A 23833-nucleotide genomic window follows, 5' to 3' on the forward strand; every position below is an offset into this window, starting at 1 on the left:
CTGCGGACGTCCCGGAATTTTCATGACCCCGACCTGAACCGAGAGAACCGCATGCCCTCCCGCCACCTTCTTCTCCCCGCCGGCCGGCGCCACCTGATCGCGGCAGCCGTGCTGTGCCTGGTCGCTCAAGCCAGCCAGACCGCCTGGGCCCAGAGCGCGACACCGCCTGCCGCCGGCGCAGCCATCGCCTTCTCGATCCCCGCCCAGCCGCTGGACCAGGCGCTGAACCAGCTTGCGCGCCAGGCCGGCGTGCAGCTGCTGGCGGCGCCGGGTCTGCTGCAGGGCCTGCAGGGCCGCCCGGTGCAGGCCAGCCTCAGCGTGCAGGCCGCCGCCGCGCAACTGCTCCAGGGCAGCGGGCTGGCCGGCCGCGTAGCGGGCAGCACGCTGGTGATCGAGAAAGCGCCAAGCGCCGCCGGCGCCACCTTGCCGGCCGTGACCGTGAGCGCCACCGCCGAACTCGAAACCAGCCTAGGCCCGGTGCCGGGCTATGTCGCCCGGCGCAGCCAGAGCGCCACCAAGACCGACACGCCGATCCTCGAAGTGCCGCAGTCGATCTCCGTCATCGGCCGCGAAGAACTCGAAGCGCGCGGCGTGCAGACCGTGATGGAAGCCGTGCGCTACGCCCCCGGCGTGGTTGCCGGCAACTGGGGCTACGACGCACGCGGCATCGACTGGCTGCTGCTGCGCGGCTTCGACGCCACCGCAGGCAACGCCATGTACCGCGACGGCCTGCTGCTGCCGGCCTACTCGCTGACCGAGCCCTACGGCGTCGAGCGCGTCGAGGTGCTGCGCGGCCCGTCGTCGGTGATGTTCGGTCTGGGCGATGCAGGCGGCATCGTCAACCGCGTCAGCAAGATGCCGAGCAGCACGCCCACGCGCGAGATCGAAGTGCAGTACGGCAGCTTCCAGCGCAAGCAGCTGGCCGTGGACCTGGGCGGCGCCCTGAGCGACACGCTGAGCTACCGCCTCGTGGGCGTCGAGCTGGACAGCAACAGCCAGCAGCGCTATCCCAACGGCGCCCCCGCCGAAGTGAAGCGCAGCTACCTCGCGCCTTCGCTGCGCTGGCAGCCGTCGGCCGCCACCTCGTTCACCCTGCTCGGCGAATTCCTGAAGAGCGATGCCAGCGACGACACCTTCAACGTGACCGACGCGAAGGGACGCGACACCGGGCTCATCCAGGGCGAACCGAACTACAGCCGGATCAAGCAGCAGCAATCGTCGCTCGGCTACCTGTTCGAACACCACATCAACGACGACTGGACGGTGCGCCAGAACACGCGCTACTTCAGCTTCGACACCGACAAGCACCACGTGGTCGTCAACCTCGCGCCCGACGGCTACACGCTGCGGCGAACCGCGCGCTTCGCCCCCGAGTGGGTCAACCAATGGACCGCCGACACGCAGCTGCAGGGCCGCGTCCGCACCGGCGACGTCGAGCACACGCTGCTGTTCGGCGTCGACTGGTCGCGCGTCCGGTACACGGCCAAGCAGTTCTCCGGGCCGGCGCCGAGCCTGGATCTGCGCTTTCCCGTCAACGGCCTGCCGGTGGCGGAACCGTTCCGGCCCGACAGCAACTTCACGCAGACCACCGAGCAGCTCGGCGTGTACGCACAGGACCAGATCAAGTTCGGCCCCCACTGGCTGCTCACGCTCGGTGGACGGCAGGACCACGTCAAGTCCGCCACCTACGATCGGCTGAAAGGCGAGCGCACGACACAGACCGACGACAAGTTCAGCGGCCGTGCGGCCCTGAGCTACCTCGTCGGCAACGGCTGGGCGCCCTACCTCAGCTACGCCGAATCCTTCATGCCGACCAGCGGCGTCGACCTGAACAGCACGCCGTTCCGGCCGAGCCGCGGCAAGCAGGTGGAGGCCGGCGTCAAGTTCCAGCCCGAGGGCACGCGCGCGCTGTTCACCGCGGCCGTGTTCGACCTGCGCAAATCCAACGTGGTGACCTACGACCAGAACACCTTCGAGGCGCGCCAGATCGGCCGCATCCGCTCGCGCGGGCTCGAACTCGAAGCCAAGGCCGAGCTGGCGCGCGACCTGAACCTCACGGCCTCCTACACCTGGCTCGACACCCAGGTGCGCGAAAGCGCCAACGAGACCGAGCGCGGCAAGACGCCGATCCAGGTGCCCCGCAACACGGCCTCGCTCTGGCTCGACTACACGATGGGCAACGGCTTCGGCTTCGGCGGCGGCGTGCGCTACATCGGCAAGCGCTGGAACGACGTGGGCAACACCTCGTCCGAAGGCGGCGTCGCGCTGCTCGACGCGACGGTGCACTACAAGCGCGGGCCCTGGCGCTTCGCCTTGAGCGCCACGAACCTGGCCAACCGCCAGTACGCCGCATCGCGCGCGTACAGCAAGTACTACCCCGGCAGCGACCGCGCGGTGGTCGCGAGCGCGAAGTACCAGTTCTGAGGCCGGCGCCTAGGCGACCTTCTCCAGGAACACCAGCCGGATCGGCGCGTCCAGCAGCGCGTCGAACCGCTTTTCGAAGGCCTGGAAATACGGCGTGGCGAAGTGCGCGTCCAGCGCGGCCTGGTCCTGGAACGACTCACGCATGTAGAAGCTGCCGGGCTCGTCGCGCAGTTCGAACAAGGTGTAGTCGAGGCAGCCGGGCTCCTGCCGCGTGGGCGCCACCAGCGCGCTCAAGGCGTCGCGCAGCGCCTCGCGCTGGCCGGTCTTGGCCTTCAGGACGGCGATGCTGATGAGGGGCGTGGTGCTCATGGGTCGGTGCGTTGTGGAGTTCGGATGCCTGCAGTCTGCGGTGACACCCGCACATGAAAAAGCCCCCTCGCCCCGAAACTCCTTCAACCGCCCCTTGAAGATCGCGGCCTCTTCAAGCGAACGCTACCGGCTGCACTGGAAGCTCGCAGCCTGCGACGCATCCCCACTCACATAACGCGGCCACAGCGGCCACTCGCACAGCGGACGCGCACGGGTCGTCTTGAACGGCGGCTGCACTTCTTGTTCAAGCAGCTGCAGCCCCGACGGCGCACGCCCACGCTCGACCCAGTCGGCCAGCGCGCCGAGCATGTCGACGTTGGCCGGTGCGCCGCTGCCCACATGGTCCACACCGGGCGCGGTGTACAGGCGCATGAAGCGGTCCACGTTCTCGCGGCCCATGCGTGCCACCACCGACTCGTAATAGCGGATGCCCGCGAACGGGCTCTGCGCGTAGTCGGCCATGTGCTCCAGCATCAGCAGCTTGCCGCCGCGCGCATGGAAGGCGCTCAGGTCGGGGTTGGTCGAGTCCATCAGCTGCGACACGGTGGCGATGCGCGCGGCGAAGTCTTCGGCGCGGTAGTTGCGCACGTCGAGCGACGGATTGCGCGCATAGAAATACTGCAGCGCCCCGCTGCCGTAGAACCACGCGATGCCGTTGCTCGGCTCCGGCGGCACGGTCGGTGCAGCGGTGCCAGTCCACCAGGCGTTCCATCCGCCCATCGACGCGAAGGCCGGCGTGCCTTCGCCGCCGATGCCCCAGCCCGGGTAGTCGGTGACGCCATGCGCCAGCGGCACGGGCGAGCGCCACGGCGAGCGCAGCGTGCGCACCGCCTGCACCTGCGCGTCGTTGAGGCAGTTGTCGCCGCTCGTGCCCGATGCGCAGCGCAAGGTGGCCGGGTCGAAGCGCTGCAGGCAGGCCACCGGGTTCGACACGATGCGGTCGGCCACGCCATCGGCCGCATCGCATGACGCGAGCACCGCGTTGTGCACCAGCTGCACCTGCGCGGGCCGCAGCCAGCCTTCGCCGAAGGTGGCGATGCCGTTGCGCGTGCCCGCATGCTGCAGACCGGTCCAGTTGATCACCGGCACGCGGCTGAAGATGCCGTCGAAATCTTGCGGATAGCGCTGCGCCATCGTGAGCGCCTCGCGCCCGCCTTCGGAGCTGCCCATGAAGTAGAGCTTCTGCGGCGCGTGGCCGTAGGCGCGCTGCGTCAGCGCCACCGCCACGTCGCGCACCTTCTTGTACGAGGCATGCGCGAAGTTCACGAGCGCCTCGTCGTTGAGCGCGAAGGCCTGCGGCGGCTGGCCCTGCACGTTCTGGTGACCGGAGTCGGTGCCGTAGGTCACGTAGCCCTGCGCGAGCGGCGTGGGCAGGTCGAAGCGCGCGGCAGGCACCAGCGCCAGGCCGGTGATCAGCGTGCCGTTGAAGCCTCCGCCGCCGTACTGCACGCTGCGCCCGTTCCATGCGAGCGGCAGGTTGACCTGGAACAGGATCGGCGGCGCGCTCGCGTCGACCGGTGCGATGCGCCCGAGCACCTTGCAGTACGCAGGCATCGCCGGCGTGATGCGCGACGCGGGGCTGGGGCCGCGCTCGGCCACGCCCAGTGCAGACGCCGGCACGAGCGCTGCCGAATCGATCGTCGCCGCGCCGCTGGGCAGGCCGATCGCGGTGGCCGCCACCGGCGCGGTGAGCGCCGCGCAGGCGGGGGCCGGATCGGCGCCGAGGCCCAGGCGTGTGGGGCCGGTCGGCGCCGTGCCGCATGCGGCGAGCAAGGCGGCGGTCGCCAGCATGGCGCCCCCGCTGAACACTGTCTGGGGGATCGCCATCTGTCTGTCTCCTGGTTGTTTTGTGTGATCGGCCGCCGCTACCGCGCCACGCCCAGCAGCCGGTCGAGCACTTCCGGCTGCGCGCGCAGCGCCGCCGCGGTGTCGGCATGCACGATGGTCCCGTGGTCGAGCACCACGGCCTGGTCGGAAATCGCGAGGATCGCCTGCGGGTGCTGCTCCACGATGATCGCGGCCAGCCCTTCGCCCTGCGTGATGCGGCGGATGGCGCGCAGCAGCTCTTCCACGATGATCGGTGCGAGGCCTTCGAGCGGCTCGTCGAGCAGCAGCAGCTTGGGGTTGAGCACCAGCGCGCGGCCCACGGCCAGCATCTGCTGCTCGCCGCCCGACAGCTGCGTGCCCAGGTTGGTCTTGCGCTCGGCCAGGCGCGGGAACATCTCGTAGACGCGCTGCGGGTTCCACTGGCCCGGGCGCTCCACGGCCGTCAGGTTCTCGTGCACCGTGAGCGACTTGAAGATGTTGCGCTCCTGCGGCACCCAGCCGATGCCGGCCGCCGCGCGCTGGTGCGGCTGCAGCTTGTGCAGCGCCGACTGCCCGCCGAGCGCGATGGTGCCGCCGTGCTGGCGCGTGGCGCCGGCCAGCGTGTTGATGAGCGTGGTCTTGCCGGTGCCGTTGCGGCCCAGCAGCGCGAGCGTCTGGCCCTCGCCGAGCGTGAAGGCCACGTCGTGCAGCACCACGGCCTCGCCGTAGCCGGCGCTCAGGTTTTCGATGCGCAGCAGTTCAGACATGGGCATGTTCTCCGTGGCCCAGGTAGACCTCTTTGACCTTCGGGTCATTGGCGATCGTCTCGGGGTCGCCTTCGGTCAGCAGCGCGCCGTTGACCAGCACGGTCATGCGGTCGGCGAAGCTGAACACCAGGTCCATGTCGTGCTCGATGAGCAGCACCGACACGTCGGCCGGCAGCGCGGCCACGGTCTGCAGCAGCTCTTCGCGCTCGCCGGCGGGCACGCCCGCCACGGGCTCGTCGAGCAGCAGCACGCGCGGCTCGCAGGCCAGTGCGATCGCGATCTCCAGCAGGCGGCGCTTGCCGTAGGCCATGAACTTCGTCTGCTGCTGCGCGACGTCGGCGAGGTGGAACTGCTCCAGCAGCTGCCCGGCCCGCTCGGCGATGCGCTTGTCCGCACCCAGCGGGCGCCACCATTGCGCGCCGATGCCCTGGTGCTGCGACACCACGAGCGCCAGCGTTTCCAGCGGCGTCATCGAGTCGAAGAGCTGGTTGATCTGGAAGGTGCGCACCAGCCCGCGCGCCACGCGCTTGTGCGGCGCGAGCGTGGTGATGTCTTCGCCGAGCAGCGAGATGCGGCCTTCGGTGGGCGTGAGCACGCCCGTCAGCAGGTTGATCAGCGTGGTCTTGCCGGCGCCGTTCGGGCCGATGAGCGCATGGCGCGCGCCGCGCTTGAGTTCCATCGTGACGTTGTTCGTGGCGGTGATGCCGCCGAAGCGCATCACGAGGCCTTGGGTCGAGAGCACGGTGTCGGTGGTCATGCCGCACCGCCCTTCTTCTTTGCAGCGCCGAACCAGGTCCACGGCTTGAGCAGGCGGTCGCGCCCCACGAGCACCAGCAGCACGAGGATCAGGCCGATCCAGAACATCCAGTACTGCGGCGTCACCGACGACAGCCAGGTCTGCAGCAGCTTGAAGACGATGGCGCCGGCCACGCCGCCATAGAGCCAGCCCACGCCGCCGATGACCAGCATCAGCAGCACGTCGGCCGAGCGGTCGAAGGCCAGCACGTCGAGCGAGGCGAAGCCGGTGGTCTGCGCCAGCAGCGCGCCCGCGGCGCCCGCGATGCCGGCGGCCACGGTGTAGACCACGGCGAGCCGCGACACCACCGGGATGCCGATGGCCATGGCGCGCAGCCGGTTGTCGCGGATGGCCTTGAGCGTGGCGCCGAAGGGCGAATGCACGATGCGGCGCATCACGAGGAACAGCACCAGCATCACGGCCAGCGAGTACCAGGCGGCCGTGCGGCCATACAGGTCGAATTCGAAGAGGCCGAGCACCGGCCCCATGACCACGCCCTGCAGGCCGTCGGCGCCGCCGGTGAGCCAGTCGAGCTTGTTGGCCAGTTCGAGCAGCAGCAGCGCGGTGCCCAGCGTGACCATGAGCCGCGTGAGGTCGCTGCCGCGCAGGATGGTCACGCTGGCCACGAGGCCCAGCACGGCCGACAGCACGGTGGCGAACACGAGGCCGACGGTCGGGTCGGGCATGACGAGCTTGGCGAACAGCGCGGCGGCGTACGCACCGAAGCCGAAGAAGGCGGCATGGCCGAGCGACACGATGCCGGTGTAGCCGAGGATGAGGTCGAGCGACATCGCGAACAGCGCGACGATGGCGATCTCGTTGACCAGCAGCGAGTGCGAGGGCATGGCCAGCGGCAGCGCGAAGGCCACGGCCCAGACCACGAACTCCCAGGGGCGCCAGCGCGCGGTGCGCAGCAGGGCCGATTCATAGGCAGGCGCGCTCATGTCAGCGGCCTCCCTTGCGCGTGAACAGGCCCTGGGGCCGCCACATGAGGATCAGGATCATGAGCAGGTAGACGGTGAACGCGCCCATCTTCGGAATGAAGTACTTGCCGGCCACGTCGGCAATGCCGAGCAGCAGCGCGGCGGCGAGCGGCCCGGTGATCGACGAGGTGCCGCCGACCGAGACGACGATGAGGAAATAGATCATGTACTTGAGCGGGAAGGTCGGGTCGAGCCCGAGGATTTCCGCGCCCAGCGCGCCACCCAGCCCGGCCAGGCCCGAGCCCACGGCGAAGGTCAGCAGGAACACGATGTTGACGTTGATGCCCAGCCCGGCGGCCACGCGCGGGTCGTCGACGGCGGCGCGCAGGCGGCTGCCGAAGCGGGTCTTCGAGAGGATGAGCTGCAGCACCACGGTGAGCACGGCGCACACGGCGATGATGAAGATGCGGTAGTGGCCCATGCCCAGCAGGAACGCGCCGTCGCCGAATTCGCTGCGCCCGCGCAGCCACTCGGGCAGCTGCAGGTTCTGCTGCGACGAGCCGACGAAGTAGTCGACGGCCGCGACGGCCATGAACGCCAGCCCGATGGAGAACAGCACCTGGTCCAGGTGCGGTTTGCCGTACATCGGCCGGTAGAGCGTGCGCTCCAGCAGCGCGCCAGCCAGCGCGACGACGATGAACGCGAGCGGCAGGCAGGCCAGGAACGGCACGCCGAACTTCTGCATCGCGAACACGGTGAGATAGCCGCCCGCCATGGCGAAGGCACCGTGCGCGAGGTTGATGAAGTTCATCAGCCCGAGCGTCACGGCCAGCCCCACGGCGAGGACGAAGAGCAGCATGCCGTAGGCGATGCCGTCGAAAAGAATGGTCAGCATGTCGGTTGTCTGGGTCTGGTGCGGTCGTTCAGGATGCTGCTATTCGGGGTACGTGCACAGGCCACCGGATACTTCCCTCCGCGAATGTCCCCCGGGCTTCGCCCTCCTCCTTGATTTCGCTGCGGGAAGCACCCAGTGTCCTGCGCACGGGACGCGGCGGTGGTGCGCGGCCGATCAACAACCGCTCTGAACCCGCTCACGTCGATGGGGTGCCTTGCGCAGCGAAATCAAGGAGGAGCCCGAAGGGCGGGGGACATTCGCGGAGCAAGGCACCCCGTCGGCGGGAGCGCCGCCCTGAACGGCAACGTTCCCACCGGCGAAGCGAAATTACTTGGCTTTACCCGGGTCCTTCACGCCCTTGAGCACGTCGAACTCGACGTTGTAGAGCTGCCCGTCCTTCTTTTCAACCTTGCGCAGGTACACGTCCTGCACGATGTCGCGCGTCTGCGCATCGATCAGCACCTGGCCGCGCGGGCTTTCGAAGACTTGGCCCTTCATGGCCGCCAGCAGCGCTTCGCCGCCGCCCTGGCCCTTGGTGGTCTTGAGGGCTTCGTAGATCACGCGCATGCCGTCATAGCCGCCCACGGCCATGAAGTTGGGGCGCATCTTGGGGTTGGCTTTCTGGAAGGCCTCGACGAACTTCTTGTTCAGCGCCGAAGGGTGCGCGGCCGAGTAGTGGTGCGAGGTGACCACGCCCAGCGCGCCGTCGCCCATGTCGTTCAGTTGATCGTCATCCGTCACGTCGCCGGTGGCGATCATCTTGATGCCGGCCTTGTCCATGCCGCGCTCCAGGAACTGCTTCATCACCGCCGCGCCCGCGCCCGAGGGCACGAAGACGAACAGCGCGTCGGGCTTGGCGTCGCGCACCTTCTGCAGGAACGGCGCGAAGTCGGGGTTGCGCAGCGGCACGCGCAGCTTCTCGAGCACCTTGCCGCCGTTGAGCTGGAAGCGGTCGCTGAAGAACTTCTCGGCGTCGTTGCCCGGGCCGTAGTCGGTGACCAGCGTGACCACCGACTTCACGCCGTTCTTGGGCGCCCAGTCGCCCATCACCACCGACACCTGCGGCAGCGTGAAGCTGCTGCGCACGATGTAGGGCGAGGCCTCGGTGATGCTCGAGGTGGCGGCGGCCATCACGACCTGCGGCGTCTTCGACTGCGTGGCCAGCGGCGCGGCGGCCAGCGCGGCGGGGGTGATGCCGAAGCCGGCGATCACGTTGACCTTGTCGTTGACGATGAGCTCCTGCGCCAGGCGCTTGGTCACGTCGGGCAGGCCGGTGTCGTCCTTCACGATCAGCTCGACCTTCTTGCCGGCCACGGTGTCGCCGTTCTGTGCCATGTACAGGCGCGCGGCGGCCTCGATCTGGCGGCCGGTGGAGGCCGACTGCCCCGTCATCGGCAGGATCAGGCCGATCTTGAACTTGTTGTCCTGGGCGCTGGCCACAGGCAGCGACAGCGCGGTGGCGAGCGCAATCGCCGAAAGGCCGGCGGTCTGGATGAGATGGCGTCTTTGCATGGAATTTTTCCTTTGAGGGACGGAACGCGAAACCGGGCGTATTTTGAACAATTCGCAACAATTGACGGAGCAGGCAACCACCTACCCACCCGCCGCACGGGACTTTGTTGCGCGATCAGTCGAATGGTTGCGCGATGATCGCGCAACCGATGTTTTCAACGGTCGGGGCGGTACGCGGAATCGAGCGTGAGCGTACCCACGGCGCGTGACACGCAGGCGCAGATGCGCGTGGTGGCCTGCTTCTCGTGCGGGCTCAGGAACACGTCGCGGTGGTCGACTTCGCCGTCCACGGCCAGCACGTCCATGGCGCACAGGCCGCACTCGCCGCGCTTGCAGTCCGACAGGGTCTGCACGCCGGCCGCGTCGAGCGCGTCGAGCAGGGTGCAGTCGGCCGGCACGGTGATCGACAGGTCGTGGCGCGGAATGCGCACGGTGAAGGCCTGCGTGGCGAGGCGCCCGCTGCTGCCGAAGGTCTCGAAGCGCAGGTCGGCGAGCGGCCGGCCGGCCGCGGCCCAGGCGCGCTTGACGGCTTCGAGCATCGGCACCGGGCCGCAGGTGTAGAGCTGGCCGCCGGGCGGCAGCGCGGCGATGGCGGCGTCGAAGTCGATGGGCGCGGCGCCTTCGTGCGCCTGCACGCCGGCCTCGCCCAGCGCGTCGCGCAGGGTGTCGAGGTAGCCGAACTCGCCCGCATGGCGCGCGCCGTACAGCATGGCCACCGGCACGCCGCGGCGTCGGGCCAGCGCGCCCAGGCGCTGCGCCATCAACACCAGCGGCGTGATGCCGATGCCGCCCGCCACCAGCAGGTAGCCGGGCGCCGCGAGGTCGAGCGGAAAGTGGTTCTGCGGCGCGCTCACCTGCAGCCGGTCGCCCTCGGCCAGCCGCCACATCGCGCGCGAGCCGCCACGGCCGTCGTCCAGCCGCTTGACGGCGATGCGCCAGCAGTTGCCGTCGCCCTCGCCCACCAGCGAGTAGGAGCGCGTCTGCACGCGGCCCTGCTCGGTCATCACCTGCACCTGCAGGTGGGCGCCGGGCTCATGCGCGGCAACGAAGTCGGTGTCGGGGCGCAGCGTGAACTCGCGCACGGTGGGCGTGACGTCGCGCAGCGCCACCACCTGCGCCTGCATCCATTGAAGATCGCTTTTCATCGGGGAACACCAGCGGGGAAAGAGAAGAAAAAAAGAAGTCGTCGATCAGCCGCGACGGCGGATCAGTTGCACGCCCGGCAGCGGACGCTGTTCGGCGCTCGGCGTGCCGTGCAGCGCCTCGCGCAGGTTGCGCCGCGCGATGCGGCTGTGCTCGCGCATCAGCGCCTCGGCGCGCGAGCCCTCGCCGGACTCGATGGCGTCGAGCACCTGCAGGTGCTGGTCCTGCGCGATCACGAGCATGTCGCGCGCGGCCGGCGAATTGGCCTGCACGATGACGAAGCCCGAGGGCGAGGCGAACGGCAGGTTGACCACGCGCTCGAGCTGCTGCGCGATGACGGGGCTGCCCGCCATCTCGCACAGCAGCGCGTGGAATTTCTCGTTGTGCGTCACGTAGCGCGAGAAGGCCGCGTCGTCGAGCGCGGGCTCGCGCAGCAGTTCGTCGATGCGCGTGAGGCAGGCGCGCGCTTCGCGCAGCACCACGGGCGCCGCGCCACGCTCGGCCGCCAGCCGCGCCACCAGGCCTTCGAGCGTGCCGCGCAGCTCGATGGCGTCGGCCACGTCGCGCTCGGAAAAGGTGCGCACCGCATAGCCGCCGTTGGGCAGGGCTTCGAGCAGGCCTTCCTGTTCGAGCCGCATCAACGCGCTGCGCACCGGCGTGCGCGACACGCCGAGCTGTTCGGAGATGGCGACCTCGGCAATGCGCGCGCCGCCGGGCAGCTCGCCCGCCAGGATCATTTCGCGCAGCCGCAGCTGCGCCTTCACGGCCTGCGAACTGCCGCTGTCGCCGGGCTCGGCGGGAGAGACGGTGGCGACCTTCATCACGCGGCCTGGCTCTCTGGGACGGGACGGATCGGGATCGCGGCGCGCGCGGGCCGCTCCTTCTCGATCATGCGGTCGATGAGGCGCCGCGCCCACATCGAGCCGGCGTCGATGTTGAGGTTGTAGAACTGGTGGTCGGGGTGCTCGTCGATGGCTTTCTGCTGTGCCTCGAGCACGATCTCGTCCTCGCGGAAGATGCCCGAGACGCCCTCGCGCAGCTCGTGCGTGAGGCGCTGTTCGCCCAGGCAGTAGTTGCGCGAGAAGGCCCAGAAGTACAGGCAGGTCTTGTCGGTCTCGGGCGTGATGGTGTTGAGCACATAACCGTTGACGCCCTTGCTGCGGTCGCCTGCGTTGTCGTTCGACGGCACCGCGCCGCTGCCCGCCTCGGCCACGCCGACGTCGATGTTCACCGTGCACGGACCTTCGAAACGGATGATCTGCCAGCGGTCGACCTTGCCCGTGTAGCCGCGCGCGTGGCGGATCTGGTTGCCCCAGAACGGCGGCGCGTCGATGTTTTCCATCCAGCGCGTGACGGTGGCCGAGCGGTCGCCGTGCGTGGCCACGAAGGGCGCCTCGGCCACTTCGCGGTTGCCGATCGACGAGCCGTGCACGAAGGTCTCGTGCGTGAGGTCCATGAGGTTGTCGACCACGAGGCGGTAGTCGCAGTTGACGCGGATCATCTTGCCGTCGCCGGCCCAGGCCGGGTCGTCGTTCCAGTGCATGTCGGGCACCAGCGCCGGGTCGGCCTTGGCCGGGTCGCCGGGCCAGATCCACACGAAGCGGTGCTTCTCGACCACCGGAAAGCTGCGCACGCAGGCCGAGGGGTTGAGCGTTTCCTGGCTCGGCATGTGGGTGCAGCGGCCCTGGCTGTTGTAGACCAGGCCGTGGTAGCCGCAGACCAGCTCGTCGCCCTCGAGGCGGCCCAGCGACAGCGGCATCAGCCGGTGCCAGCAGGCGTCTTCGAGCGCGGCCACCTGGCCGTCGGTGCGGCGAAACAGCACCACTTTCTGGTTGCAGATGGTGCGTGGCAGCAGCGCGTGACGCACTTCGACGTCGTAGGCGGCGGCATACCAGGCGTTGAGCGGAAAGGCGGTCGTGGGCGTCTTCATGAATACGCAATGTATACATAACAGAGAGAAATTCCAGTATGAAACCCCTTATTCGAGGGTAAATACTGACGTCTACGTATACAAACAGGCTTTTCACGAAGGCGCTAGGATTCCGCTCGTTCACAGTCACGACGGAGTTCATTCCATGTCCCAGCATGCCGCCCTGCCCGCCCGCTACGACCACGTGGGCAGCTTCCTGCGCCCGCAGTACCTGCTCGAAGCCCGCGAGCAGAAAGCCAAGGGCCAGATCACGCCCGAGCAACTGCGCGAGGTCGAAGACAAGGCCATCACCGAGATCGTCCGCTTCCAGGAGGACATCGGCCTGAAGAGCATCACCGACGGCGAGTTCCGCCGCACCTACTTCCACATCGACTTCCTCGACCAGCTCGGCGGCGTGAAGACCGACATCCCGGTCACCATCCGCCGCCCCGACGGCACCGAGGAACTGGCGCCGCCCGCGATGCGCGTGATCGACAAGGTGCGCCACGTGAAGGACATCCAGCTCGCCGACTTCCAGTACCTGAAAAGCCAGGTCTCGGCCGGCCGCACGCCGAAGGTGACCATCCCTTCGCCGACGATGCTGCACTTCCGCGGCGGACGCGCGGGCATCAGCAAGGACGCGTACCCCGAGCTCGACCCCGTGTTCTATGACGACGTGGCCAAGGCCTATGGCGACGAGCTGCGCTCGCTGGCCGCGGCCGGCTGCACCTACGTGCAGATGGACGACACCAACCTCGCCTACCTGTGCGACGAGCACATGCGCGAAGCCGCCCGCAAGCGCGGCGACGACCCGAACGAGCTGCCGCACCGCTATGCCGCCTTCATCAACAAGGTGGTGGCGCAGAAGCCGCCGGGCATGCTGCTGGCCATGCACCTGTGCCGCGGCAACTTCAAGAGCACGCACGCCGCGGCCGGCAACTACGAGCCGGTGGCCGAGGCGCTCCTGAAGGAGATGGACCTCGACGCCTACTTCATGGAGTACGACGACGCCCGCTCGGGCGACTTCAAGCCGCTGCGCTACCTGCCCAAGGGCAAGACGGTGGTGCTCGGCCTCGTGACCACCAAGTTCGGCGAGATGGAAGACAAGGACGAGCTCAAGCGCCGCATCGAGGACGCCAGCAAGTACGCCTCGCTCGACCAACTCGCGCTGTCGCCGCAGTGCGGCTTCTCCAGCACGGTGCACGGCAACAACATCGCCGTCGAAGCGCAGCGCAACAAGCTGCGGCTCGTGGTCGAGACGGCGCAGGAGGTCTGGGGCTCGACCTGACGCGCCGTTTCTGTTGAAGTCGGGGGCATGACGACGACGCAGATTTACTCCGGCCCCCTCAGCATGTTCGGCGCGAAGGTGCAGATCGCCGCGTACGAAAAAGGCATCACTTTCGAGCTCATCATGGTGCCGTTCACCACCGACGACGCCTACGAGCCCAAGCATCCCGAGGTGCTGCGCGTGAACCCGGTGAAGCAGCAGGTGCCGGTGCTGGTCGACGACGAGGTGGCACTGTTCGACTCGACGCAGATCTTCGAGTACCTCGAAGACCGCTACCCGCAGCCCGCGCTGTGGCCCGAAGGCATCGCCGACCGGGCCCGCGCGCGGCAGCTGGAGCAGAAGTCGGACGAGGTGTTCTTCCCCAACGTCATCAAGCTCTTCGGCCTGCAGGACGCCATGCAGAGCGCGCCGGCCGTGGCCGCATGTGCCGGCTGCGCGCGCTTCTACGAAGAGATGGAAGGCTTGCTCGCCACGCGCGAATACCTGGCCGGCCCTTACTCCTTCGCCGACATCGCCTTCTACATGGCGCATGTGTTCGCCGACCGCAAGGGCGCCGGCATGACCAGCGCCACGCCGCGCCTCGTGGCCTGGCGCGAGCGCGTGGGCGCGCGGCCCGCCGTGCGCGCGGTGGTCGATCCGATGATGCGGTTCCTGGCTTCGCAAGGGCGCGGCGTGCCGGCCTTCCTGCAGCGCTGAGCGGGCACCGAGGCATCACCCGCCCATGCCGGACACCCTCTTCGACTGGCTGCCCTCCCCTTCGCAGCATTTTCTTGTCGTCACTTTCGCGTTGCTGGTCTATGTGCTGACCACGCGCACGCGCCGCGAGCAGCGCGCCCCCACCACCGCCATCGCGTGGGTCATGGGGCTGGTGCTCATGCCGTACGTGATCCTGCCGATGTACCTGCTGTTCGGCCAGCGCAAGCTGCGCCCGGCCGGTGCGCCCCGGCCGCCGCGTTCGCTGCCGCCGGGCCACTGGGCGGCCGACCTGATCGAGAGCTTCGGCCTGGCGCCGCCCGGGCGCTGCGCGATCCGCATGCACGCCGACGGCGAGGCCGCGCGCGAGGCGCTGTTCGAGGTGATCGACGGCGCGCGCCAGCGCCTGGACGTGTGCACCTTCATCATCGGCGACGACGCGCTCGGCCATGCCGTGCTGGCGCGGCTCGCGCAGCGCGCGCGCGAGGGCGTCAAGGTGCGCGTGCTGCTCGACGGCTTCGGCGCACTGTCGCTGCCGCGCCATCACTTCGACCGGCTGCGCGCGGCCGGCGGCGAGGTGGCGGTGTTCCGCCCCTTCTTCAGCCTGCGCCGCATCGGGCCGCGCAACCTGCGCAACCACCGCAAGCTCACCATCGCCGACGACCGCTGGCTGTGGTCGGGCGGGCGCAACCTCGCGGGCGAGTACTTCTCCGGCAACGACAAGCACCCCGAAGCCTGGCACGACCTGTCCTTCGACCTGCAGGGGAGCGTGGCCGCCGCCGCCGCGCGCCAGTTCGACCACGACTGGAGCTCGGTGCGCGGGCGCAAGGCGCGCGCCATCACCGCCGCCGACGTGCCCGCGGGGCCCGGCTGCGCGATGGCCCAGTTCCTGCCGAGCGGCCCCGACCAGACCGAGGACACGGCGCATGCGCTGCTCATCGACGCCTGCTTTCGCGCCGAGCACCGCATCCTCGCGATCACGCCCTACTTCGTGCCCGGCGATGGCCTGCGCGATGCGCTGCGCCTCGCCGCGCGGCGCGGCGTGCAGGTGACCATCGCGATGCCCGCGCAGTCGAACCACCGGCTGGCCGACTTCGTGCGCGCACGCGCCATGCGCGACCTCGCGCGCGCCGGCGTGAGCTTTCGCATGCTGCCCTTCATGGCGCACGCCAAAGCCGTGGTGGTCGACGACGAACTGGCGATGTGCGGCTCGATCAACCTCGACCTGCGCAGCCTGCTGCTGAACCACGAGGCGGCGGTGGTGTTCTACGGCCACGACGACATCGAATGGCTGGCCGAATGGATCGAGACCACCGCCTCCGCCGGCGAGCCCTACCGCGCGCGGCGCCCGGGGCTGCTGCGCGACGTGGCCGAAGGGCTGCTGCTGACCGTCGCGTTCCAGCTGTAGACGGGCGGTGCATCGCCCAAGGTGCACGAATGCAACACAATTGCAACCAATTGAACATTCACACTAGAATCGCCACCGGTTCCGGTGGATGACCGTTCTTCCGGAGCCCCCTGCATTGCGGGGCAGCCCGCTCCGGCCCGGCCTCATGGGGCCCACCGAAGCGCCATTCGTACCGCCGTTGTCGTGAGAAAGTGCCCAAATAACAGGCACCACTACAGCGAGGCCAGTTCCCTTCCTACGAGCCCAGAAATTAAGATAAAGGTTCACTGATTGTTGCCACATCGTGTGGAGGAATGAGCGGTCCGCCCGCCCTCTGCACTGAATGAGCAACCAGTAGTCCCCCCGCACTTCAGAAGCATCGGCGTCCGTCAGGGCGTATCGCCTTCGGCGACCTCGATGCGATGCAGGAGCGTGACCGGCAAAGGCGGTCGCGGCGGGGTTTGAGCGCTGGGCGCCGGGCGACACCTTCGCGCGGCCCCAAGCGATCCCCTTTGTTGTCGATCACTGCCGGATTCCCCTGAGCACGGGGAGAAAAATCGATGCCTTTCATTGATTCGCTGCTGGCGCTCGCGCGCCGGCTGGGCGCAGCCTTGCCTGTCGTTTTGGCCCTGCTGCTGCCGTTGTCCGCCGCTCCCGCCTGGGCGGCCCTGAACGAAGTCGGCCGCGCCACGCCGAGCGTGCACCGCCTGCGCTTCTTCATCGACCCGCAGCTGGCGGCCGACATCGGCGCGCCCGAGGCCGGCCGCCGGCTCGCGCAGTACGTGGCCGACCTCAACACCGTGTTCCAGCGCGAGACCGTGCGCAGCTTCACCTTCGACCCCGCGAAAGACCTGCAGATCGTCGCGCCCGGCGCGGCGCCGCCCTGCGGCTTCAACGGCGTGGCCGGCGGCGAGATCGTGCTGTGCGTCGGCCCCTCGAAGCGCGGCTACAGCCACGGCGGCCTGACCACCAGCACCACCTTCCCACCCACCGGCGTGACCTGGAACCTGAACTGGACCGCCATCCACGACCCGCTGCGCCTGTCGCGCGCCATCACGCCGGCCGCGCCCGAGTCCACCGAGAAGGACTACCTCGGGCGCCAGCTCAAGACCCTGCTGCACGAGCTGGAGCACGTGTTCGGCGCCGGCTCGGGCGAGTACTACAACGCCATCGCCGTCGCCGACACCACCGAGACCGCGCCCGCCAGCGACCTCGCCCTCGTGAAGCACACCGACCGCTACTGGTGGACACGCCAGCACTGGCGCCTCGACCCGTTGCTGGGCACCGTGTTCGAGCAGCGCTACGACCCGGCCGCCAACCGCGTCGCCACGCTCGGCCTGATCCGCTTCACCGAAGGCAGCAAGGCGCAGATCAACACCGACTGGCGCGACTGGCCCAAGCTCGGCAGCTCGAAGTTCATGGCCGCGACCACCGCCACGCAGGTGCGCGTGACCGAGCGCGAGAGCGGCGCCGCGCTGGCCGGCGCACCGGTCTCGGTGTGGCGCGACCCGGGCGCCGGCAAGCCGCTGGAGCCGATCGCGCAGGGCTCGACGAATGCCGAAGGCCGCTTCGTGTTCGACTGGCGCTGCGGCTTCAGCTGCTTCGCCGTCGGCAAGACCACGTTGCTCGTGAAGGCCCAGGCCCCGGGCCGCGCACCGGGCGCCACCTGGTTCACCATCTTCGACGCCTTCGAGCAGAAGGCGGTGCAGGGGCAGGCGGCCTTCACCATCGACCTGCCGCTGGGCGTGCCCGACAGCCAGAAGCCGGCCGTGTCCCTGGCCGCCCCCGCGATGGCGACCGTGGGCCAGCCCGTGGCGCTGGCGCCCGTGGCGGTCGACAACGTCGGCGTGTTCGGCGTGAAGGTGATCGGTACCGACAGCCTGCCGATCTGCACCTTCACCGCCCCGCCCTACACCTGCCACTGGACGCCGACCGCGCCGGGCGTGCAGATCGTCCGCGTGATCGCCATTGACGCCGCGGGCAATGCCGAGGTCGCGTCGGCACAGGTGATCGTGCGTGCGCCCGCCGACACCACGGCGCCGACCGTCACGCTGAACGTGCCGCCCATGGCCTCGTCGGCCGCCGGCCTGCCGGTGCGGCTGTCGGCCAGCGCGAGCGACGACACCGGCGTGGCCGAGCTGGCCTTCATCGTCGATGGCAAAACCGTCTGCGCGCTGCGCGCCGCGCCTTACGCCTGCAGCTGGACGCCCGCGCGCGCGGGCCTGGCGAACATCGAGCTGCGCGCCACCGATGCGGCGGGCAATGTCGCCACCACCTCAGCCACTGCGCGCGTCGGCGCGGAGTTGCGGCCCGAAGACCTGTAAGAGGTAGCGCTCAACGCCGGTTGGTGAAGCTGGCGTTGCCCAGCCCGGTGCCGATGGTCAGCACGCCCCAGTGGCGCACGTCGCGCATGAAGGGCAGCTCGCTCAGGCCCTGCACCACCGCGTCGTTGTGCATGAGCACCAGCGTCGCGCCCGAGCCGATGATCGGCAGCCGCCGCCACAGCGCGGCCGGCAGGTGGAAGGCCCGGCTCTCCCAGTCGCCCGGCAGGTTCTGCGCACCGCGCGCGATCGAGCCGTCGGAACGGATCAGCCCCGGGCAGCCGATGCCGATGAAGGGTGCGAGCCGGATCTTGCGGCGCTCGGCGTAGATCACCATGTCCTCGAGCATGTCGGCGATGCGCTCGACCATGTGGCTGCGGTTCGGGCCGTCGTCGGCGTGGCGCCACTTTTCTCGCTTGACCACTTTCGCGCGCGAGAAGTCGGGCGCCTTGCGGTGGCGCGTCTTCACGATGCCGCAGCGCACGTTGGTGCCGCCGATGTCCACGGCCAGGATGGCGTCGTGCCCCTTCAGCAGCGGTGGCGGCGTCAGGTGCGCCCAGCCGATCAGCCCGCCGTCGTCCACGTTGTGCGACAGCCGGCCCAGCTGCACATGCACGCCCAGGTCTTCGAGCATCGCGCCCGCCTCCAGGATCGCGCGCTCGCCCACGTCGCTCTCGGGAAAGCCGCCGCCAACCACGATGCGCTGCACCTTGCGCCACGAGGGCTGGCGCACGAAGCGCTGGACCACGAAGGCCAGCTCTTGCGCGAACTCCTCGATGGCGCCGTGCATCACGTCGCCGGCGGCCGTGGCGGTCTTTCCCTGCAGCGCGCGGTCGAGCTGCTTCTTGCTCAGGTCGCGCGAATGGGCCGCGCCCAGCGGGTCGCGGCCGGCCTTGCGGCGCCGCTTGCGCCAGCGCTCGAGCAGTTCGCGAAACGCCGTCTGGCTGGCCTGGTCGCCGACGAAGCCGTCCTTGTCGCGCAGCTGCAGGCTGTAGCCGTCCACGCGCAGGCCGGGCAGCTCGCGCAGGCCGTGGATGTCGGGACCGGGGGGCGCGTGCCTGGTTTTTTTCATGACGGCCACTATGGGCCGCCGCGCGGCCCGGGCGCATCGGCTTCGCGCACCACGGCGTGTAGGAGACGGACGGGTACGGCTGGCGCGGCGATGCCGATACACTGATCCGGATGCACCTGCCTCGCAGCTTCTGGCACCCCGCCCTGTGGCTTTTCGCGATGCTCTGGCTGGCCGCCGCCGCACCCCGCGCGCAGGCCGCCGACGAGACGCTGCGCGTCGGCTCGAAGCGCTTCACCGAGTCGTACATCCTGGCCGAGGTGCTGGCGCAGACCGCCGCGCCGCACACAACGTCGCCGCCCGTCATTCGCCAGGGCCTGGGCAACACGGCCATCGTCTACGAAGCGCTGCGCTCCGGCGCCATCGACCTCTACGCCGAATACACCGGCACCATCGCGCTCGAGATCCTCAAGGGCTCGCCCGCCGACACGCGCGAGGCCATGAACGCCGCGCTCGCGCCGCTCGGACTGGGCGTGGCGATTCCACTGGGCTTCAACGACGGCTACGCGCTGGCCGTGCGCGCCGCCGACGCCGACAAGCTCGGGCTGCGCACGCTGAGCGACCTGGCCAAACACCCCGAGCTGCGCATCGGGCTGTCGAACGAATTCATCGGCCGCGCCGACGGCTGGAAGGGCCTGGCTGCGCGCTACGGCTTCACGCAGACGCCGACCGGGCTCGACCACGGCCTGGCCTACGAAGCGATGACGGCCAAGCAGATCGACGCCATCGACATCTACACCACCGACGCCAAGATCGACCACCTCGGCCTGCGCGTGCTCGTGGACGACAAGCAGTACTTTCCGCGCTACGACGCGGTGGTGCTCTACAAGCTCGACCTGCCCGCGCGGCTGCCGAAGGCCTGGGCCGCGTTGCAGGCGCTCGAAGGCAAGATCGACGAGCACGCGATGATCGCAATGAACGCGCGCGCCGAACTGCAGGGCGTGCGCTTCGACACCATCGCGCGCGACTTTCTCGCCGGCGCCACCAAGGACGGCAAGACGCCACCGAGCGCCGCGCGCGGCTTCACGGCCAAGCTCTTTGGTCCCGACCTCTGGCCGCTGGCGCGCCAGCACCTGCTGCTGGTGGCGGTGTCGGTCGGCGTGGCCATCCTCATCGGCGTGCCGCTCGCGATCCTCGTGTTTCCGCATCTGCGGCTGCGCGCCGTGGTGCTGGGCTTCGCGAGCGTGATGCAGACCGTGCCGTCACTGGCGCTGCTCGCGGTGCTGATCTCTTTGCTCGGCGCGATCGGCGCCCTGCCCGCGCTGATCGCGCTCACGCTGTATTCGCTGCTGCCGATCATGCGCAACACCGTGACCGGGCTGGCCGAAGTGCCGAATGGACTTCGACTGGCCGGCACCGCGCTGGGCATGACACCGCCGCAGAGCCTTCAGTTGGTGTTGCTGCCTCTCGCGTTGCCCACGCTACTGGCGGGAGTTCGCACCGCGACAGCCATTGCCATCGGCACGGCCACCATCGCGGCTTTCATCGGCGCGGGCGGTTTCGGTGAGCGCATCGTGACGGGGCTGGCACTCAACGATCGCGAGCTGTTGATGGCGGGTGCGTTGCCGGCTGCCGCGATGGCGCTGATCAGCGAAGGCATCTTCGAGCTGATCGAATTTCTGATGCGTCGCAGCCGCAGGGCGCCATTGGCCTGAGCTGTTCGGGGCGACGCTCCCGCCGACGCGGTACCTTGCTCCGCGAATGTCCCCCGGGCTTCGCCCTCCTCCTTGATTTCGCTGCGCAAGGCACCGCATCGACGTGAGCGTGTTCAGAGCGGTCGTTGATCGGCTGCACCCCACCGCCGCGTCCCGTGCGCAGGACACTGGGTGCTTCCCGCAGCGAAATCAAGGAGGAGGCCGCAGGCCGGGGGACATTCGCGGAGGGAAGTACCCGGTGGCCTGCGCACGCGCCCCGAACCAAGCGGACATAAAAAAGCCCCCAAACAGGGGGCTTTCAACGAGACAAGAAGAAGCGTCAGGCCAACGTGTAAGCCGTCTTCACCGTCGTGAAGAACTCCTGCGCGTACTTGCCCTGCTCACGCGGCCCATAGCTCGACCCTTTGCGTCCACCGAACGGCACGTGATAGTCCACCCCCGCCGTCGGCAGGTTCACCATCACCATGCCCGCCTGGCTGTGGCGCTTGAAGTGCGTCGCGTACTTCAGCGAGGTCGTCGCAATGCCGGCCGACAAACCGAACTCGGTGTCGTTCGCCGTGGCCAGTGCCTCTTCGTAGTTCTTCACGCGGATCACGCTCGCCACCGGCCCGAACACCTCCTCGCGGTTGATGCGCATGTTCGCGGCTGACTCGCTGAACAGCGCCGGCGACATGTAGTAGCCGTCCGTCTCCAGCGTCAGCAGCTCACCGCCGGCCGCCAGCGTGGCGCCCTCGCCCTTGCCGATGGCGACGTATTCCATGTCCTGGTCGAGCTGCGACTTCGACGACACCGGCCCCACGTCGGTGCCCTGTGCGAGCGCGTCGCCGACCTTGATCTTCGCCATGCGCGCCTTCATCGCCTCGATGAACTTCGGGTAGATGCCCTCGGTCACGATGAGGCGGCTCGACGCCGTGCAACGCTGGCCGGTCGAGTAGAACGCGCTCTGCACGCTGAGCTCCACGGCCTGCGCGAGGTCGGCGTCGTCGAGCACCACCTGCGGGTTCTTGCCGCCCATTTCGAGCTGCACCTTCTTGTGGTTGGTGACGCACTGGATCGCGATGTTGCGGCCCACGCCCACCGAGCCCGTGAAGCTGATCGCGTGGATGCCGGGGTGGTTGACCAGCGCATCGCCGATCACGCTGCCGCGGCCCATCACGAGGTTGAACACGCCGGCCGGAATGCCCGAGCGGCTGATGATCTCGGCCAGCGCCCACGCGCAGCCCGGCACGAGGTCAGCGGGCTTGAGCACCACGCAGTTGCCGAAGGCCAGCGCGGGCGCGATCTTCCAGGCAGGAATCGCGATGGGGAAGTTCCACGGCGTGATGAGCCCGACCACGCCGACCGGCTCGCGCGTGATCTCCACGCCGATGTTCGGACGCACCGACGGCAGCACCTCGCCCGACAGGCGCAGGCACTCGCCCGCGAAGAACTTGAAGATCTGCCCCGCGCGCGTGGCCTCGCCGATGCCTTCGGCCTTGGTCTTGCCTTCTTCGCGTGCGAGCAGCGTGCCGAGCTCTTCCTTGCGCGCGAGGATCTCCGTGCCGATCTTGTCGAGCGCATCGGAGCGCGCCTGGATGCTGCCCGTCGCCCATGCGGGGAAGGCGGCGGTGGCAGCAGCCACGGCCGCATCGACCTGGCCCTTGTCGCCCTGCGTGTACTGGCCCAGCACGTCGGCCAGGTTGCTGGGGTTGATGTTGGGACTGTAGCTTTGGCCAGCCAGCCATTCGCCATTGATGAGGTTGTTGAATTCAGTCATCGTCGATGTCCTTGTGTGCGTGTTGCGGTGAGGAGGTTGGAAAGTCTGAAGGCTAGGTGGCGCCTTCGGACTCCACGTAGAGGGCGTACAGCGAATGGCTGGCCGCCATGTAGAGGCGGTTGTTCTTGGGGCCGCCGAACGTCAGGTTGGCACAACGTTCGGGCAGGCGGATGAAACCGATGGGCTTGCCTTGCGAATTGAAGATCTTGACGCCATCGAGGTCTTCGGATTTCGCCTGCGGCTGATAGACCTTCATGCCGTTGCCGGCATCGACGGGTTCGGGAGCGACGGCGCCGCTCCAGCCCCAGCCCATCCAGAGATTGCCGTCACGGTCGACGCGAAAGCCGTCGAGCGCCGCAGCGCCCGTGCCATCAATGAGCTTCAGCTTGTTCGACACGCTGCCGTCGGCCGCCACGTCGTAGCTCCAGAGGCTGCGGTTGGGCGTGCCCTTCCACTCGATGACGTAGAGCTTTTTCTCGTCCGGCGAGAAGGCCAGGCCGTTCGGGTTCACCAGGTCGGTGATCACCGCCGAGAGCTGGCCGTCGGGCGTGAGGCGGTACACGTTGGTCGTCGCCTGCTCGGACGCGGCCTTCTCGCCTTCCCACGTGCCCGAGATGCCGAAGAGCGGGTCGGTGAACCACACGGTGTCGTCCGACTTCACAACCACGTCGTTCGGCGAATTCAGCCGCTTGCCCTGGTAGCGGTCGGCCAGCACGGTCATGCGCCCGTCGGCCTCGGTGCGCACCACGCGCCGCGTCACCGAGTGCTCGCAGCTGATGAGGCGGCCCTGCCGGTCGCGCGTGTTGCCGTTGCAGTAGCCGGCGTTCGCCTTGTGGACCTTGAACTCGCCGGTCTTCTCCTCGTAGCGCATCAGCCTGTTGTTCGGGATGTCGCTGCACACGAGGTAGCCCTCGCGCGGCAGGTACACCGGGCCCTCGGCCCAGCGCATGCCGGTGCCGACCTGCTCGAGCGTGCTGCTGTAGATGCGGTACTTCGCAAAGCTGGGGTCGAGGATCAGCACCGACGGATCGGGATACCGCTGCTGCGGCTTGTAGGGAAACGACTGGGCGCCCGCGGCGGCGGCCACGGCGCCGAGTGCCGAGCCGGCAGCCGCTTGCAGCAGGCGACGGCGATCCATGTGCTTGTTCATTCAGTCTCCTTGGATGTTTCAGCCGTCAGC

General features: G+C 68.9%; 19 protein-coding genes. 6 read left to right on the top strand and 13 right to left on the bottom strand.

What is annotated here, in order from left to right:
- The first annotated feature begins 51 nt into the window (after positions 1-51).
- Positions 52-2424: a TonB-dependent siderophore receptor gene (locus AC07O4_RS24540; RefSeq protein WP_495305897.1), complete on the top strand. Its 2373-nt coding sequence runs from the start codon at positions 52-54 to the stop codon at positions 2422-2424.
- Between the two features lie 9 nt (positions 2425-2433).
- On the opposite strand, the gene AC07O4_RS24545 is transcribed toward AC07O4_RS24540, so the two are convergent.
- The 10 genes from AC07O4_RS24545 to AC07O4_RS24590 form a co-directional block, all read right to left on the bottom strand.
- Positions 2434-2733, bottom strand: a complete 300-nt coding sequence (locus tag AC07O4_RS24545; RefSeq protein ID WP_070059654.1) for a putative quinol monooxygenase — start codon at positions 2731-2733, stop codon at positions 2434-2436.
- A 123-nt stretch (positions 2734-2856) separates the two neighbouring features.
- The gene (locus AC07O4_RS24550; protein ID WP_495305898.1) at positions 2857-4560 is read right to left on the bottom strand and encodes a tannase/feruloyl esterase family alpha/beta hydrolase; all 1704 of its coding nucleotides are present in this window, start codon (positions 4558-4560) and stop codon (positions 2857-2859) included.
- Positions 4561-4598: 38 nt separating this feature from the next.
- Complete coding sequence (locus AC07O4_RS24555; RefSeq protein ID WP_492695154.1) at positions 4599-5306, bottom strand: ABC transporter ATP-binding protein; 708 nt, start codon at positions 5304-5306, stop codon at positions 4599-4601.
- The gene (locus tag AC07O4_RS24560) at positions 5299-6063 is read right to left on the bottom strand and encodes an ABC transporter ATP-binding protein (RefSeq protein ID WP_095744598.1); all 765 of its coding nucleotides are present in this window, start codon (positions 6061-6063) and stop codon (positions 5299-5301) included. Before AC07O4_RS24560 ends, AC07O4_RS24555 begins: the two co-directional genes overlap by 8 nt.
- Complete coding sequence (locus AC07O4_RS24565; protein WP_062470615.1) at positions 6060-7046, bottom strand: branched-chain amino acid ABC transporter permease; 987 nt, start codon at positions 7044-7046, stop codon at positions 6060-6062. The genes AC07O4_RS24560 and AC07O4_RS24565 overlap by 4 nt, the downstream gene beginning before the upstream one ends.
- Before the next feature lies 1 nt (position 7047).
- A complete protein-coding gene (locus tag AC07O4_RS24570) occupies positions 7048-7920 on the bottom strand; it encodes a branched-chain amino acid ABC transporter permease (protein ID WP_056582994.1) in 873 nt (290 codons plus the stop codon).
- A gap of 327 nt (positions 7921-8247) precedes the next feature.
- On the bottom strand, positions 8248-9432 hold the full coding sequence (locus AC07O4_RS24575) for an ABC transporter substrate-binding protein (RefSeq protein WP_062470617.1): 1185 nt from the start codon (positions 9430-9432) through the stop codon (positions 8248-8250).
- A gap of 155 nt (positions 9433-9587) precedes the next feature.
- Complete coding sequence (locus AC07O4_RS24580; RefSeq protein ID WP_495268715.1) at positions 9588-10577, bottom strand: PDR/VanB family oxidoreductase; 990 nt, start codon at positions 10575-10577, stop codon at positions 9588-9590.
- Positions 10578-10622: 45 nt separating this feature from the next.
- The gene (locus AC07O4_RS24585) at positions 10623-11396 is read right to left on the bottom strand and encodes a GntR family transcriptional regulator (protein WP_062470623.1); all 774 of its coding nucleotides are present in this window, start codon (positions 11394-11396) and stop codon (positions 10623-10625) included.
- On the bottom strand, positions 11396-12505 hold the full coding sequence (locus AC07O4_RS24590) for an aromatic ring-hydroxylating dioxygenase subunit alpha (protein WP_159272602.1): 1110 nt from the start codon (positions 12503-12505) through the stop codon (positions 11396-11398). The genes AC07O4_RS24585 and AC07O4_RS24590 overlap by 1 nt, the downstream gene beginning before the upstream one ends.
- Positions 12506-12650: 145 nt before the next feature.
- On the opposite strand from AC07O4_RS24590, the gene AC07O4_RS24595 reads away from it, so the two are divergent.
- The 4 genes from AC07O4_RS24595 to AC07O4_RS24610 all read left to right on the top strand — a co-directional run bounded on the left by AC07O4_RS24595 (position 12651) and on the right by AC07O4_RS24610 (position 18176).
- Positions 12651-13772, top strand: coding sequence for a 5-methyltetrahydropteroyltriglutamate--homocysteine S-methyltransferase (locus tag AC07O4_RS24595; protein ID WP_062470629.1), 1122 nt, complete (start codon positions 12651-12653; stop codon positions 13770-13772).
- 27 nt (positions 13773-13799) lie between these two features.
- A complete protein-coding gene (locus tag AC07O4_RS24600) occupies positions 13800-14468 on the top strand; it encodes a glutathione S-transferase family protein (RefSeq protein ID WP_495305899.1) in 669 nt (222 codons plus the stop codon).
- Positions 14469-14493: 25 nt separating this feature from the next.
- Complete coding sequence (locus AC07O4_RS24605; protein WP_095744593.1) at positions 14494-15873, top strand: phospholipase D-like domain-containing protein; 1380 nt, start codon at positions 14494-14496, stop codon at positions 15871-15873.
- 539 nt (positions 15874-16412) lie between these two features.
- Positions 16413-18176: an Ig-like domain-containing protein gene (locus AC07O4_RS24610; protein ID WP_495305900.1), complete on the top strand. Its 1764-nt coding sequence runs from the start codon at positions 16413-16415 to the stop codon at positions 18174-18176.
- A gap of 10 nt (positions 18177-18186) precedes the next feature.
- On the opposite strand, the gene AC07O4_RS24615 is transcribed toward AC07O4_RS24610, so the two are convergent.
- Entirely contained in the window at positions 18187-19245 is a 1059-nt protein-coding gene (locus tag AC07O4_RS24615) for an ROK family protein (protein WP_495268709.1), read from the bottom strand.
- Positions 19246-19355: 110 nt separating this feature from the next.
- Here AC07O4_RS24615 and AC07O4_RS24620 point away from each other — a divergent pair, with 110 nt between their 5' ends.
- The gene (locus AC07O4_RS24620; protein ID WP_495305901.1) at positions 19356-20897 is read left to right on the top strand and encodes a glycine betaine ABC transporter substrate-binding protein; all 1542 of its coding nucleotides are present in this window, start codon (positions 19356-19358) and stop codon (positions 20895-20897) included.
- Positions 20898-21216: 319 nt separating this feature from the next.
- Here the strand turns inward: AC07O4_RS24620 and AC07O4_RS24625 are convergent, their stop codons facing one another.
- Both AC07O4_RS24625 and AC07O4_RS24630 read right to left on the bottom strand, forming a co-directional pair.
- Positions 21217-22653, bottom strand: coding sequence for an aldehyde dehydrogenase family protein (locus tag AC07O4_RS24625; protein WP_495305902.1), 1437 nt, complete (start codon positions 22651-22653; stop codon positions 21217-21219).
- Between the two features lie 52 nt (positions 22654-22705).
- Positions 22706-23803 (bottom strand): SMP-30/gluconolactonase/LRE family protein, encoded by a 1098-nt coding sequence (locus AC07O4_RS24630; protein WP_495305903.1) that lies wholly within the window; start codon positions 23801-23803, stop codon positions 22706-22708.
- Positions 23804-23833 lie beyond the last annotated feature (30 nt).

The organism is Variovorax sp. GW821-FHT09D04 (genome assembly GCF_059416405.1).

Coding starts and splice junctions, on each gene's coding strand:
- AC07O4_RS24540 (WP_495305897.1), top strand. CDS start 52: ATGCCCTCCCGCCACCTTCTTCTCCCCGCCGGCCGGCGCCACCTGATC.
- AC07O4_RS24545 (WP_070059654.1), bottom strand. CDS start 2,733: ATGAGCACCACGCCCCTCATCAGCATCGCCGTCCTGAAGGCCAAGACC.
- AC07O4_RS24550 (WP_495305898.1), bottom strand. CDS start 4,560: ATGGCGATCCCCCAGACAGTGTTCAGCGGGGGCGCCATGCTGGCGACC.
- AC07O4_RS24555 (WP_492695154.1), bottom strand. CDS start 5,306: ATGTCTGAACTGCTGCGCATCGAAAACCTGAGCGCCGGCTACGGCGAG.
- AC07O4_RS24560 (WP_095744598.1), bottom strand. CDS start 6,063: ATGACCACCGACACCGTGCTCTCGACCCAAGGCCTCGTGATGCGCTTC.
- AC07O4_RS24565 (WP_062470615.1), bottom strand. CDS start 7,046: ATGAGCGCGCCTGCCTATGAATCGGCCCTGCTGCGCACCGCGCGCTGG.
- AC07O4_RS24570 (WP_056582994.1), bottom strand. CDS start 7,920: ATGCTGACCATTCTTTTCGACGGCATCGCCTACGGCATGCTGCTCTTC.
- AC07O4_RS24575 (WP_062470617.1), bottom strand. CDS start 9,432: ATGCAAAGACGCCATCTCATCCAGACCGCCGGCCTTTCGGCGATTGCG.
- AC07O4_RS24580 (WP_495268715.1), bottom strand. CDS start 10,577: ATGAAAAGCGATCTTCAATGGATGCAGGCGCAGGTGGTGGCGCTGCGC.
- AC07O4_RS24585 (WP_062470623.1), bottom strand. CDS start 11,396: ATGAAGGTCGCCACCGTCTCTCCCGCCGAGCCCGGCGACAGCGGCAGT.
- AC07O4_RS24590 (WP_159272602.1), bottom strand. CDS start 12,505: ATGAAGACGCCCACGACCGCCTTTCCGCTCAACGCCTGGTATGCCGCC.
- AC07O4_RS24595 (WP_062470629.1), top strand. CDS start 12,651: ATGTCCCAGCATGCCGCCCTGCCCGCCCGCTACGACCACGTGGGCAGC.
- AC07O4_RS24600 (WP_495305899.1), top strand. CDS start 13,800: ATGACGACGACGCAGATTTACTCCGGCCCCCTCAGCATGTTCGGCGCG.
- AC07O4_RS24605 (WP_095744593.1), top strand. CDS start 14,494: ATGCCGGACACCCTCTTCGACTGGCTGCCCTCCCCTTCGCAGCATTTT.
- AC07O4_RS24610 (WP_495305900.1), top strand. CDS start 16,413: ATGCCTTTCATTGATTCGCTGCTGGCGCTCGCGCGCCGGCTGGGCGCA.
- AC07O4_RS24615 (WP_495268709.1), bottom strand. CDS start 19,245: ATGAAAAAAACCAGGCACGCGCCCCCCGGTCCCGACATCCACGGCCTG.
- AC07O4_RS24620 (WP_495305901.1), top strand. CDS start 19,356: ATGCACCTGCCTCGCAGCTTCTGGCACCCCGCCCTGTGGCTTTTCGCG.
- AC07O4_RS24625 (WP_495305902.1), bottom strand. CDS start 22,653: ATGACTGAATTCAACAACCTCATCAATGGCGAATGGCTGGCTGGCCAA.
- AC07O4_RS24630 (WP_495305903.1), bottom strand. CDS start 23,803: ATGAACAAGCACATGGATCGCCGTCGCCTGCTGCAAGCGGCTGCCGGC.